Annotated in this window: 11 protein-coding genes; 7 read left to right on the top strand and 4 right to left on the bottom strand. The window is 72.0% G+C overall.

All coding sequences use genetic code 11. From position 1 onward, the window contains the following. Nucleotides 1–32 precede the first annotated feature (32 nt). Nucleotides 33–1,355 carry a ricin-type beta-trefoil lectin domain protein gene (locus ACWC1K_RS04270; RefSeq protein WP_450828726.1) on the top strand — a complete coding sequence of 441 codons (1,323 nt, stop codon included), beginning with the start codon at nt 33–35 and terminating at the stop codon, nt 1,353–1,355. A gap of 208 nt (nt 1,356–1,563) precedes the next feature. Then, complete coding sequence (locus tag ACWC1K_RS04265; protein ID WP_450828725.1) at nt 1,564–3,441, top strand: ABC transporter ATP-binding protein; 1,878 nt, start codon at nt 1,564–1,566, stop codon at nt 3,439–3,441. Nucleotides 3,442–3,449: 8 nt separating this feature from the next. Here the strand turns inward: ACWC1K_RS04265 and ACWC1K_RS04260 are convergent, their stop codons facing one another. From ACWC1K_RS04260 to ACWC1K_RS04250, 3 genes are all read right to left on the bottom strand, one after another. Next, nucleotides 3,450–4,466, bottom strand: coding sequence for an MASE1 domain-containing protein (locus ACWC1K_RS04260; RefSeq protein WP_450828724.1), 1,017 nt, complete (start codon nt 4,464–4,466; stop codon nt 3,450–3,452). A gap of 93 nt (nt 4,467–4,559) precedes the next feature. Continuing rightward, complete coding sequence (locus ACWC1K_RS04255; RefSeq protein ID WP_450828723.1) at nt 4,560–5,894, bottom strand: PP2C family protein-serine/threonine phosphatase; 1,335 nt, start codon at nt 5,892–5,894, stop codon at nt 4,560–4,562. 160 nt (nt 5,895–6,054) lie between these two features. Next, nucleotides 6,055–7,287 carry an ROK family protein gene (locus tag ACWC1K_RS04250; RefSeq protein ID WP_450828722.1) on the bottom strand — a complete coding sequence of 411 codons (1,233 nt, stop codon included), beginning with the start codon at nt 7,285–7,287 and terminating at the stop codon, nt 6,055–6,057. A 286-nt stretch (nt 7,288–7,573) separates the two neighbouring features. Between ACWC1K_RS04250 and ACWC1K_RS04245 the strand changes: the two genes are divergently transcribed. Beyond that, nucleotides 7,574–8,545 carry a TauD/TfdA dioxygenase family protein gene (locus tag ACWC1K_RS04245; protein ID WP_450828721.1) on the top strand — a complete coding sequence of 324 codons (972 nt, stop codon included), beginning with the start codon at nt 7,574–7,576 and terminating at the stop codon, nt 8,543–8,545. Between the two features lie 70 nt (nt 8,546–8,615). Then, nucleotides 8,616–10,172: an oxidoreductase gene (locus ACWC1K_RS04240; RefSeq protein ID WP_450828720.1), complete on the top strand. Its 1,557-nt coding sequence runs from the start codon at nt 8,616–8,618 to the stop codon at nt 10,170–10,172. Between the two features lie 4 nt (nt 10,173–10,176). Here the strand turns inward: ACWC1K_RS04240 and ACWC1K_RS04235 are convergent, their stop codons facing one another. Beyond that, nucleotides 10,177–11,463 (bottom strand): hypothetical protein, encoded by a 1,287-nt coding sequence (locus ACWC1K_RS04235; protein WP_450828719.1) that lies wholly within the window; start codon nt 11,461–11,463, stop codon nt 10,177–10,179. Between the two features lie 238 nt (nt 11,464–11,701). On the opposite strand from ACWC1K_RS04235, the gene ACWC1K_RS04230 reads away from it, so the two are divergent. The 3 genes from ACWC1K_RS04230 to ACWC1K_RS04220 all read left to right on the top strand — a co-directional run bounded on the left by ACWC1K_RS04230 (nt 11,702) and on the right by ACWC1K_RS04220 (nt 13,002). After that, nucleotides 11,702–11,812: a putative leader peptide gene (locus tag ACWC1K_RS04230; RefSeq protein ID WP_389088082.1), complete on the top strand. Its 111-nt coding sequence runs from the start codon at nt 11,702–11,704 to the stop codon at nt 11,810–11,812. Between the two features lie 57 nt (nt 11,813–11,869). Further along, entirely contained in the window at nt 11,870–12,733 is an 864-nt protein-coding gene (locus ACWC1K_RS04225; RefSeq protein ID WP_450828718.1) for a glutathione S-transferase C-terminal domain-containing protein, read from the top strand. A gap of 110 nt (nt 12,734–12,843) precedes the next feature. After that, nucleotides 12,844–13,002, top strand: coding sequence for a hypothetical protein (locus tag ACWC1K_RS04220; protein ID WP_450828717.1), 159 nt, complete (start codon nt 12,844–12,846; stop codon nt 13,000–13,002). The last annotated feature ends 68 nt before the right edge of the window (nt 13,003–13,070 follow it).

Raw genomic sequence — 13,070 nt, 5'->3', positions numbered from 1 at the left:
AGAAGGTGCGCATGAAACGCAAACCGCTCTTAATGTCCCTGGCGGCCGCCCTGCTCCTCGTGCTGACAACCGCGGGCGCCTCGTTCGGCAGCGGCCTCAGGACACCCGCGTCGGCCACGAGGACCGCCGCCGCGGCGGCGAGCACCGGCTGCGGCAAGGCCCCGGCGCTGACCAGTGGCAACCACACGATCCAGAGCGGCGGCCAGAACCGCAGTTACATCCTGCGGGTCCCCGCCGGCTACGACAACAACCACCCCTACCGGCTGGTCTTCGGCTTCCACTGGCGCGGCGGCACAGCGAACGACGTCGACTCGGGCGGGACCGACGGATACAACTGGTCCTACTACGGCCTCAGGCGCCTGGCGGACAACGCGAACAACGGCACGATCTTCGTCGCCCCGCAGGGCAACGGCAACGGCTGGGCCAACCCCGGCGGCCAGGACGTGGCCTTCGTCGACGCCCTCGTCAACCAGATCGAGTCGGGCCTGTGCGTCGACACCACCCAGCTGTTCTCCGCCGGCTTCAGCTACGGCGGCGCGATGTCGTACGCCCTCGCCTGCTCCCGGGCGACGGTCTTCCGCGCGGTAGCCGTCTACTCCGGCGCGAACCTCAGCGGGTGCAACGGCGGCACCCAGCCGATCGCCTACATGGGTCTGCACGGCCTCAGGGACAATGTGCTGCCCATCTCGCTGGGACGGGAACTGCGTGACACCTTCGTCCGGGCCAACGGCTGCACCCCGCAGAACCCGCCCGAGCCGGCCAACGGAAGCCTGACGCACATCATCACCACCTACTCCGGGTGCAGGTCCGGATACCCCGTCGTGTGGGCCGCGTTCGACGGGGCGGGCCACGACCCCGGTCCCATCGACGGTTCCACCGGTGACGGCTGGCGCACCTGGACCTCGGCGGCGGTGTGGCAGTTCTTCACGCAGTTCGGTTCGAGCACGCCCCCGCCTCCGCCGCCCTCCGGCAACCAGAAGATCGTCGGCCAGCAGTCGGGACGCTGCCTCGACATCAACAACTCCACCACGGCCAACGGCACCCAGGCACAACTGTGGGACTGCAACGGCGGCTCCAACCAACGGTGGACCTACACCGCCGGAAAGCAGCTGGTCGTCTACGGCAACAAGTGCCTGGGCGTCGGCCAGTCGGCGGGCAACGGCACCGCGGCCGCGATCTGGGACTGCAACGGGCAGGCGGACCAGCAGTGGAACGTGAACACCGACGGCACGATCACAGCAGTGCAGTCGGGGCTCTGCCTGGACGCCGCGGGCCAGGGCACCGCCAACGGGACGAAGACCCAGCTGTGGAGTTGCACGGGCGGCGCGAACCAGCACTGGCGCCTGGAGAACTGAAACGCCGGGGCCAGGGACGGCACGATGCCTCCCCGGCCCCGGCACCTCGATGCTCCGAGGAGGGGATGACCGTTGAGGTGACGGGCTGCCGCCCACGGATCCCCGGTGACACATGGGACGAAGGCCCCATCAGCCCAAAAAACGCTTGGACGCCGTGGGTGCCGTCGCGGGACACTCCCATCCCGCCGGACAACCACACGGGATCGGGATGGGATCACCTCAAGCAAGCAAGGTGTCTCCGCGCAGGGGCTCCGTGCTCCTCGCGCTTCGTTACTACGGACGGGAGTTGGGCCGGCTACGGCAGTGGGCCGTGCCCGGCATGCTGCTCCCGGCACTCGGCAACATCGGAATCAACTACATCGCGCCACTGGTCGTCGCCAAGCTGGTCGGCCGGATCGCCCGGAACGCCGGTGTCGGCATCGGTTCGACACTGCCGTACGTCCTCGCCTTCGCCGGAGTCCTGCTGCTGGCGGAGGTGCTGTGGCGGATCGGTCTGCACTGCCTGAACCGCCTCGACGCGCTCGGTATCGAGCACCTGTACGTGCTCGGCATGGACGAGCTGTTCGCCAAGGACGCCGCCTTCTTCCACGACAACTTCGCCGGGGCGCTCACCAAGCGGGTGCTGAGCTTCGCCTCCCGCTTCGAGGAGTTCGCCGACACACTGACGTTCAACGTCCTGGGCAGCCTCGTGCCACTGGTGTTCGGGTCGGTGGTGCTGTGGCGCTACGAACCGCTGCTCGTCGTCGGCCTGTTGGTGATGATCGCGGTGACGGCGCTGTGCGTGGCCCCGCTCATCCGGCGCCGCCAGCGGCTCGTCGACCAGCGGGAGGAGGCGATCGCCCGGGTGTCGGGGCATGTCGCCGACAGCCTGATGAACATGGACACGGTCCGGGCGTTCGCCGCGGAGCGCCGCGAGGCCGCAGAGCACCGCACCCGTGTCGCCCACTCACGACGGCTCACGCTGAGGTCGTGGGACTACGGCAACCTGCGCATCGACACGCTGGTCGCGCCGATGTCCGTACTGACCAATGTGCTGGGCCTGCTGCTCGCGGTCGCGCTCGGCGGGGGCGAGCACGGGGTGGAGGCGGTCGTGGTCGCCTTCACGTACTACAGCAACGCCACGAAGATCATGTTCGAGTTCAACCAGATCTACCGCCGCCTGGAGAGCTCGATGACGGAGGCCGCACAGTTCACCGAGCTGCTGCTGGTACCGCCGACCGTGCTCGACCCGGTGTCGCCGGAGCCGCTGCTGCCGGCTCCCGCCGACGTCCGCTTCGAGCGGGTGACCTTCGCCCACGGGGGTGGGGACCCGCTCTTCCAGGGCCTCGACCTGGCCGTGTCCAGCGGCACGAAGATCGGTCTCGTCGGCCGCTCGGGCGGCGGCAAGACCACCCTGTCCCGGCTGCTGCTGCGGATGATGGACATCGACGGCGGCCGGATCCTGGTCGGCGGTCAGGACATCAGCCGGATGCGCCAGGCGGACCTGCGCGGACTGATCGCCTACGTGCCGCAGGACCCGGCGATGTTCCACCGCACGCTGAAGGAGAACATCGCCTTCGCCCGGCCGGACGCCACCGATGCCGAGATCCGCCGCGCGGCCGAGGCGGCGCACGTCACCGAGTTCGCCGACACGCTGCCGGACGGCTTCGACACCATGGTCGGCGAGCGCGGTGTCAAGCTGTCCGGCGGACAGCGCCAGCGGGTCGCCCTGGCCCGGGCGATCCTGCGGGACGCGCCGATCCTGCTGCTCGACGAGGCGACCAGCGCGCTGGACTCCGAGAGCGAGGTCCTCGTGCAGGAGGCGCTGTGGCGGCTCATGGAGGGGCGGACGGCACTCGTGGTGGCGCACCGGCTGAGCACGGTCGCCGGCATGGACCGGCTCGTCGTCCTCGACCGCGGTCGGATCGTCGAGCAGGGCACGCACCAGGAACTGCTCGCGGCGGAGGGCGCCTACGCGAAGCTGTGGCAGCACCAGTCGGGCGGGTTCCTCGACGACAGTGCGGTGGACGACAGTGCCGTCGCGGGCAGCGTCGTGGCAGGCGGTGTCGCCCTGGATGACAGTCCCGCCCGCGCCGACCTGCACTGACCGGCGGGTCACAGCCGTCCGGGGGCCTGTCCGCCCTGCTCCTCCCTCTCGTTCTGCCGGTGGGGAAGGGTGGGGCGGAGGTCCCCGGTGGCCATCCTGGCCACCATGTCGGCGAGCTGTCCGCAGGCCCGGGCGATCTCCTGCTGGGTCTGGTTCCGCTCGCTGACCACCGCTCCGAGCATCAGCGCGGTCAGTGCGGCGGAGCCGTTGAAGGCCTGCAGGGTGATCATGTTCGTGAGCAGGTCGTGACCGTGGAACGGGCCCGATCCCCGGGCGGCGGCGATGATCGCGAAGGTCGACACGGCCAGCGCGCAGGGCGCGACCCCGGCCAGCTGGAAGCGGAAACCCGCCCAGATCAGCAGCGGGATGCCGAGGAACAGCAGCGGCGCACGGCTGATCTCGAGGAATCCGACACAGACCGTGGCGGCGACCAGCAGCAGTCCCTCCACCCAGCGGGACGGCAGCCAGTCCTTCGGCCGGTGCACCGAGCGCAGGACGAGCAGAACCGGCGTCACCACCAGGACGCCCATCGCGTCACCGGTCCACCAGACCGACCACGTCGGCCAGAAGTCACCTGCGCCCAGCACTCCGGCGAGGGCCAGGGTCGCGCTGCCGGTCGTGGAGCTGACCAGCATGCCGGTGAACGCGCCGAGAAAGATCAGGGCCAGGGCGTCCCGCAAGCGGTCCAGGGCGTTGCGGAAGCCCGCGCGGCGCAGCAGTACGTAGGAGCAGACGGGCGCGAGGGTGTTGCCCGCCACGATGGCGAGCACGGCCGGCAGGGACGGCCCCAGCGACACGTTGACCAGGAACGCGCCGAGGGCGATCCCGGGCCAGACCCGCGGGCCGCGCAGGAGCAGGCTCGCCACCGCGATACCGCTGGGCGGCCACAGCGGGGTGACCTGGCCGCGTACGAGCTGCTGGAGCAGCCCCACCTTGGCCGAGGCGAAATACAGCACGGCAATGACACAGATCTCCAGGGCGACCAAGCCGCTGTGCCGGAGTCGTTCATGCCGCGCGACAGCCATCGGGCGACCTCCGTGTCGACATCGGCCCGCACCCATCATCCGCCCGATCCCGCAGATCCTCCACGGTGCCGACCCACGGCTCGGCGATGCCGGTCACGTCGGCAGGGCGCGCAGGGCGAGGACGGCCATGTCGTCGTGACCGTCACTGGGGTGGTGATCGGCCAGTGCCTGGACGAACAACGGCAGGGGCAGGGTGACATGGGCCGCGGCTAGTTCGGCGAGTTCGTTCAGGCTCTCGTCGATGGGGTGGTCGGGATGTTCGACCAGCCCGTCGGTGAAGAAGACCACGGTGGCAGCCGGGGGCAGGAGACGGGAGTGGTCGGGCCGGGCCTGCGCGGTGTCGACGCCGAGCGGCAGCCCGGGCTCGACGAGCAGGTATTCCGCCTCGCCATCAGGGGTGATCAGCAGGGGCGGGACATGGCCCGCGCTGCTCCAGCGCAGGCGCCGGCCCGGTCCCTCGGGTTCGATGCGGGCCAGGAGGGTGGTCGTGACGGGGTTGTTGGTGAGGGCCTCCAGGGTCCGGTCGAGCTGGGCGAGGATCGCGCCGGGCGAATGGCGCTGGTCGAACAGGAGCGCGCGCAGCATGTTGCGGGTGGAGGCCATGGCGGCCGCGGCATGCAGATCGTGGCCGACCACGTCGCCGATGACGACGGCCACCACGTCGTCGGGCAGCGGGATGGCGTCGTACCAGTCCCCGCCGAGCTGGCTGGGCTCGGCGGCGGGCCGGTAGATGGCGGCGGCGGTGAACGGCCCCAGATCGGGCAGGGTGGGCAGCAGAAGCCGCTGGAACTGCTCGGCTCCGACCCGGATCCGTTCGAAGAGGCGGACGTTCTCGATCGCGATGCCGGCGGCGCCGGCCAGGGCGAGGACGACGTTCTCGTCGTACACGTCGAAGGGCTGCCCGTCGCGCCGCTCGGAGAGGTAGAGGTCGCCGTAGATCTCGCCGCGCACACTGATGGCGACGCCGAGCAGGGAGCGCAGGCGCGGGTGGTGGGGCGGGAACCCGGCGGAGGACGGATGGGCCGGGATGTCGTCGACCCGCAGCGGCTCGGGGTAGCGGATCAGGTGGCCGAGGACGCCCCGACCCCGGGGCAGACCGGTCTCGGCCAGGGCGTGGCGTTCCTGCTCGGACAGGCCGGCCGAGATGAACTGCTCCAGCCCCTCCCCGGACTCGTTCAGGACGCCCAGGGCCCCGTAGCGGGCGCCGACCAGGTCCATGGCGGTGGTCACGATGCGGTCCAGGACCGCGGGCAGTTCCACCTCGCGGCTGATGGCCATCACCGCGTCCAGCAGGCCCTGCAACCGGTCCATGGTGGACAGCAGGGCACGCAGTTGCTCGTCGATGCGGCCCACCTCGGAACGCAGGCGCACCTGCAGGTCGCGAAGGTCCGGCTGCCTCGGCTGTCTCCCTTCCCTGTCTCCCGTCATCGCCGCCTCCTGAGCCGGTCCCGACACCAGCGTCGCACGGCCGACCAGGGCGAACGGCAATTACTCCACCGGCGGCGCGGTCCGCGGACGCAGGACCAGCGACGGGTGGGTGTGGTTGCCCCGGGCGGCCGTCGCGCAGACGCCCACGGCACGGCCCGTGTCAGGTCGACGACAGCGCTGCGGTCGTGTCGGCGAAGGCCTGTAGGGGGCTCTTGAACAGCGGGTTCAGGACGATCGTGGCGGCTGCCACGACCAGGATCGCCGGGCCGGCGTGCGGGATCTGGATCCGGTCGGGGTCGTCGCAGACGTGTGCGTGGCTGATCGCGGCCCTACGGATCTCCTCCAGGTACTCCGGCTGGAGCGTGCTCGACGTCTCGGTGATCACCACGAGATCCGGGTTGAGCACGTCGAGCAGCAGCCCCGTCGCCCGGCCCACCGCCTGCGCGCGCTCCCGCAGCAGTGCGTCGGCCCGCCGGTCGCCGGCCGTCGCCGCGTCCACCAGCAGACCGAGGTGGGGCTCGGGGATGACGCCGCGCTCCACCGCGCGCCGGGTGAGCCGGGTGTCGGACACGGTCGCCTCCAGACAGCCGCCACGACCGCACGGACAGGCCACCCGGCTGTCCGGCACCGGCAGATGCGCCACGTCCCCGGCACCCGAACGCGGCCCGCTGTGCACCACGCCGGCGATGGACAGGGCCGCGTCCACCACGTTGCCCACGAACAGGTGCAGCAGGGAGCGCCGAGCCTCGGGCCGGCCGAACAGCAGCTCCGACTGGGCGACGGCGCGGGCATGGTTGTCCACCCGCACGGGCAGGCCGGTGTGCCGGCGCAGCACGGCCGCCAGCGGGCGCTGGTGCCAGCCGAGCGCGTCGTGCCGTACGACCGTGCCGGTGTCCGGTGCCACCCAGCCGCCGATCGCCGCACCCGCCCCCAGGACCCTGGCGCCGGCCGGGGTGCGCTCGGCGATGAAGCGCGCCAGCGCGCGGCCCATGCGGTCGGGCAGGTCGGCGGTCGGTGTCCCGTCGTGCTGGAGCTGCTGCCGGGCCACGACCGTGCCGCGCAGATCCGTCAGACCGAAGTCGGCGCCGGGCACCCCGATGTGCACGCCGGCGACCAGCGGCCCGCCCGCACCGCCGGTCCGCAGGTCCACCGGGATCTGCGGCCGGCCCACGCCGCCGGCCGCGACCAGCTCCGGCACCTCGCACACCAGGCCGAGGCGGGTCAGGTCGGTGCACTGCCGCGAGACGGCCGCCGGACTCAGCCCGGACAGCCGGGCTATGCCGCTGCGGGCCACCGGACCGTGGTCGAGCACGGCCCGCAGCACCGACGCGGCGTTGGCCTCCCGGCGGCCGTCGCCCGAGGTGCGCGCGGCGGGGGGAACGGTCGTCGACATGGCAGGCCTTCTCGTTCTCGCGGGTTCCGCTCTGCGGGAGGTGACAGGTCCAACATGCCGTGTCCCCAGCACGTTTGGCGACCGGGAGTGGCCGGGACCACGGCAGGCATGGCGGGCGTGTTGCAGGGTCGTGAAACGGACCGGGGGAGTGTTGACCGCCGTGCGGCGGCCCGCCCAAGCTCGTTGAGGAACACCACCCCCATCCTCCCCGGGCGGCCCCCACCTGCCGGGACTTCCTTCCGCTCAGGAAGCAACCAACCGCCGTCACCTCGCGAAGGGCCCTCCCATGACCTCCACCGCACCGGCCGCGACCGTCACCGTCGAGAAGGTCGGCGGCCGCATCGGCGCCGTCGTCTCCGGTGTCCGCCTCGGCGGCGACCTCCCCGAGCCCGTGGTGGCGGCGATCCGTGCCGCGATCCTGGAGCACAAGGTCGTCTTCTTCCGCGACCAGCACCATCTCGACGCCGACGGTCACGAGGCGTTCGGCCGGCTCCTCGGCGAGCCCGTCGCCCATCCCACCGTCCCCTCCGTCGACGGCAAGTACGCATTCGGCGTCGACAACGACCACGGCGGCCGCGCCAACCAGTGGCACTCCGACGTGACGTTCGTGCCCGCCTACCCCGCCTTCTCGATCCTGCGGGCCGAGGCCGTCCCGCCGTACGGCGGCAACACGCTGTGGGGCAACACGGCCGCCGCATACGCCGAACTCCCCGCCCCGCTCAAGCTGTTGGCGGACAACCTGCGGGCCGAGCACACCAACGACTACGACTACGCGGAGGCGCGCCCCGAGGCCCGCGCCACCGAACTGGAGCAGCACCGCAAGGTGTTCACCTCCACCAAGTTCCGCACCGACCACCCGGTGGTGCGCGTGCACCCGGAGACCGGTGAACGCACCCTGGTGCTGGGCAGCTTCGTCAAGCGTCTGGTCGGCCTGCGCGGCCCGGACTCGCGGGCGATCATCGGCGTCCTCCAGTCGCACGTCGAGCGCCCGGAGAACACCGTCCGCTGGCAGTGGCGCTCCGGCGACGTCGCCGTCTGGGACAACCGGGCCACCCAGCACTACGGCGTCGACGACTCCGGCGACCACGCCCGCACCCTGCGCCGCGTCACCATCGACGGTGACGTGCCGGTGGGCGTGGACGGCCGACGCTCGGTACTCCTGGAGCCGACATCGGTGCCGGAGCCGACGTACGGCATCGCCTCGGGCGCCTCCACGGACGGCAAGGTCGCCGAGGAGGCGATCACCGTGCCCGCATGACGTTTGAGGCGGCCCGCTGGGACCGTGGAGAAGCAGGCCGGCGGAGAGGAAGGATCACTACCCTGTCCGTGTGCTGTCATACGACGAACTGACGCCACCGGAACGCCAGTTGTGGGACGCGTTCCCAGAAGGACGCCGCGTGGATCTGCGGTCCGGTGCGGCCGAGGACGACCGTGTGGCCGGCGGCGGGCAGTGGGGGCGCGGGCGGACCGTCCGGGCCGAAGTGATCGTCGCGCTGCTGCTGGGCGCGCACTCCGTGCAGCCCGGCGCGGTGGGCGCACTCGCGCTTGCGGGCGCCCGGATAACCGGGCGGATCCACCTGGCCGGTGCGCGGATCGACCACCCCCTCTGGATCGAGGACTGCTGGTTCGAGCAGGACGTCAGCCTCTTCGGGGCCGAGACCCGCACCGTCGCGATCACCGGCAGCCGGGTGCCCGGTCTGGAAGCCGGGTCGGCGCGCATCGAGGGTCGTCTCGACCTGCTGGGGTCGACCGTGGAGGCCGGCCCGGTCTCCGCCTTCCACCGGGAGCTCAGCGCCCTGTCCCTCACCCATGCGCACGTGACCGGCGGAGTGAACCTCAACAAGGCCCGGCTGCTCGCGCCCGAGGGGTGGGCGCTGTCGGCCGGTGGCCTGGTCACGGACGGCGGCCTCTTCTGCGGGGGCGGTTTCGTCGCACACGGTGAAGTCCGGCTGCTGGGCGCGCAGTTGCCGGGCGGGCTGTTCATGCAGGGCGCGCAGCTGGAGCGCCCCGGCCCGCGCGGGGTCGCCCTCGCCCTGGACAACGCCGTGGCCGCGACCCTCGAGTTCTCCCGCGGCTTCACCGCGAACGGCACCGTGCGTCTGCGCGGTACCCGGGTCTCGGACAAGGTGACCTTCGAGGGTGCCGTCCTGAACGGGCCGGCCGACGGTGACGGCCCGGCCCTGCTGTGCATGCTCATGCAGGCCGTCGACTTCGACCTCACTCTGGCCCGCCCGCCGTCCCGGGCGGTGGACCTGCGGGGCGCGCAGGTGTCGTACCTCCACGACAACGCGCACAGCTGGCCGGGGACGGTGGAGCTGGACGGCTTCGTCTACGGCTCCATCAAGGTGGCCGTGGCGGGCGAGCGACGGGAGGCGGTGGGGTGGCCGGACTCCGTGGCGCACCGCCTGCGGTGGATACGGCGCAGCCCCGGCTACAGCCCGCAGCCGTACGAGCAGTTGGCGAGCTGGTACCGCACGGCCGGCCACGACGACGACGCCCGCCGGGTGCTGCTGGCCAAGCAGCGCCACCGGAGCCGCACGCTGCGGCCCGCGGCCCGCGCCTGGGGGCGGTTGCTGGACGTGACCGTGGGCTACGGCTACCGGCCCTGGCTGGCGGGTGTCTGGCTGCTCTTGCTGACCCTGCTGGGCACCGTGACGTTCGCAGCGCACAGCCCCACCCGCGTGCAGGCGGGGGAGGGGCCACGGTTCCAGCCCTTCGTCTACACCCTCGACCTGTTGATCCCGATCGGCGGTCTGGGCCAGCGCACCACCTGGTACTGGACGAACGGCACCATCCAGTGGCTGGCCTATCTGCTGATCGCCTTCGGCTGGGTGCTGACCACGGCCGTCATCGCGGGTGTGAGCCGCGCCCTGCAGAAGAGCTAGCTTCCTACCGCCGGGCGGCGCGGCGGTGGCGTGCCACCACGACGGCGCCGGTGCCGACGGCGAGGGCCGCCGCGGCCGCGCCCGCGAGGGGCAGGGTCGCGCCGGAGCCGGTGCTCGCCAGGTCGCCGCCGCCCGCGGAGGAGAGGGTGGAGGTGCCGCCGGTGGCCGAGCCGCCCCCGGTGGAGGTGGAGCCGCCGGTGGAACCGGAGCCGCCTGCGGAACCGGAGCCGCCCGTGGAACCGGTGCCGCTGCCCCCGGTGGACGTCGTCGAGCCCGAGCCGCCCGTCGAGGCACCGCTGCCGGTGACGTCGAGCGCGATGTCGGCCGTGTCGTTCGCCTTGTTCTTGTCGAACGGCCGGGAGGCGCCGGCGAGCGCCACCGAGCCCTTGGCGCCCGGCACCGCCTTGTCGATCTTCAGCTTGAAGGTGTAGGTCTCGCCCTTGCCCTCGTCCTCCCAGGACTCGCTGGTGCCGCACTCGTAGCTTCCGGTGGCCACCTTGTCGCAGTAGTCGTGGGCCTTGGCCACCGTCGTACCGGCCGGCATCCTGATCCTGACCTTGGTGACCGGGATGTCGCCGTCCCGCAGCACCCAGCCCGGCCCGGCGTTGGTGAACTTCACCGTCAGCGCGACGGTGTCCCCGACCTTGCCCTTCAGCCGGGCTCCCGTCACCTGGAAGTCGGCGGTGTTGTCGGCGGTGACCTTGACGTCCTGCGCGTCCCAGCTCGGGTGCGGCCCGTGGCCGGGGTGGGCCGCGGTGGCGTCGGGCTGCTCGGCCAGCTTCACCGCGGGGGCCGTGCCGCGCACGGGCGCGGAGGCGCCGTCGCCGGGGGCGGGGTCGTCGGTGTCGACGGTCACGCGGAGCCTGTCGTACAGGGCGTGGTCCTGGGCCTTGAGCGTCAGCGGCTTCTCGGGCGCGTAGACGACGCCGGTCTTGACCGTCTGGTCGAACTCGCACACCGCGATGGACTTGCTGGGCTCCTCGTCGAAGGAGACCACCTCGTAGCGAAGGCAGTTGGAGGGCAGTTCGGTGTGGCTGAGGCCACGGGTGACGGAGTACGACAGATAGACCTTGTCGATGGCGGCGCTGCCGCTGTTGGTGAACGTGGCGGGCACCTCGACCGCGCCGCCCGGCTTCACCCCGGTGATCGGGTCGATGACTCCCAGCGTCAGCACGGCTCCGGAGCCGTCGTCCGCGACGGCCGGCGCGGCACCCAGTGCGATCAGCGCGAGGGCGCCGAGTGCACCGGCGGTCTGGCGGAGCGGGCGGAGGCGGGGGGAGCTGTGCGGCATGTGGGGTCCTCTGGGTGAAGCATCGGCGACGGACGAACGAACAGCGCGGTAACGCCAGTTCACCCACAGGAGACCCACACGGGGGGCGAATGGTTGCACCGGGGCCGGCGATGCGGCGGTGACGACGGAGGAAGGGGTGTCCACCGCGCTGTCCGCATTGCGGGACGGCCCTCTTGACGTGACTCCGAGCCGGACCGACACTCCAGAGGAGAATCCTAGTGAATAGGTAGGGAAACGCATGGGGCGCCTTGAGCCGGTCACCGTCCGAGTGATCCGTCCGCCTCTCCTCACCTCCCGCCGTCACATCGATCTGCAGCGGGTCTGCAGTGCGATCAGCCCCCAGGGCTGAGTTCGCCCGACGTCGCTTCCGCCGCGCGTACGTCCGCGCCCTCTCCCGGGGAGACCCATGTCCGTCACACCGCTGGCCGCCCACGCCTTCTCCCAGTCCGCGCCCGCCTTCCGCGGCCGCATCGGCAGCGACTCCCGCAGCGGCCACTACGCCGTACCGGGCCGCTACCGCCTCCATCTGTCGACCGCGTGTCCCGACGGCCTGCGCATCGCCGTCGTCCACAGCCTGCTCGGCCTGGACACCGTCTGTCCGGCGACCTTCCTGCCCGCCGTCCCGGACACCCCAGAAGGCGGCCACCGCGCCCTGCGCCCGCTGTACGAGGCGAGCGCGCACCACTACACCGGCCCGGCCCTCGCGCCCGTGCTCAGCGACGACTGGTCCGGGCGGATCGTCAGCACGCACGCCCCGGACATCATGCGCGACCTCGCCCGCCGCTTCGGCGGCGACCGCCCCTCGCCCTACCCGTGCGGCGCGGAGTCGGAGATCGAGGCCGTCGAGCGGATGTGCGCGCAGGGCATCCAGGACGCGGCGCAGCGCGCCGGATCGGCCGGCGGTGCGGAGGCGGAGCGCGCGGAGGCGCTGGAGACGCTGCTCGAGACGCTCGGTGCGCTGGAGCGGTGGCTGGTCGGGCGCACGTACATGATCCGCGACCAGATCACGGCCGCCGACGTCGAGTTGTGGGTCGCGCTGGTCCAACTCGACACCGTGCACCGCAACCACCTGGACGCCGGTGCCGTCCAGCGGATCGCCGGCCATCCCACCCTGTGGGCCTACGCCCGCCGGCTGGCCGCCCACCCGGCCTTCGGCACTCACCTCGACCTGGACGGCATCGCCCGCCGCCACCACGCCCGCTGCCAGGGCCTGGAGGCAGCCGGAGCCGCTGTCCAGATCCTGGACTGGACGGCCCACGCCGCCCGCTAGCCGTTCCACTCGGTGGACCGGCGTTGACATTCCCACCGGCAACTGCCTTAACTTTGCCCACCTTTCGTAAGCACGAGGCCCACCAGGGCCGGAACAGTGATGGTGACGCCATGTACGCAGCTCCCAGGACGGCCGCACGCCGCCCTCAGGGCTGCGTACAGCCGTACGCGAGCCTGCTGAACCTGTTCGCCGCCGACCGTGCCGTCGACCTGCTCCGCGTGAGCAGCGCACTGTGTACCGCACCGGGCCGTGCCCGCTGTCGGGGCTGACACCTCCCCCGCAGCCCCCGCACTCCCTGACGAGCACCGCCCGCGCGGTGTGCCGTTGTCCTCCCCGC

It is taken from the genome of Streptomyces sp. NPDC001492 (assembly GCF_053597275.1).
This window is presented reverse-complemented; position numbering and strand designations above follow the sequence as displayed.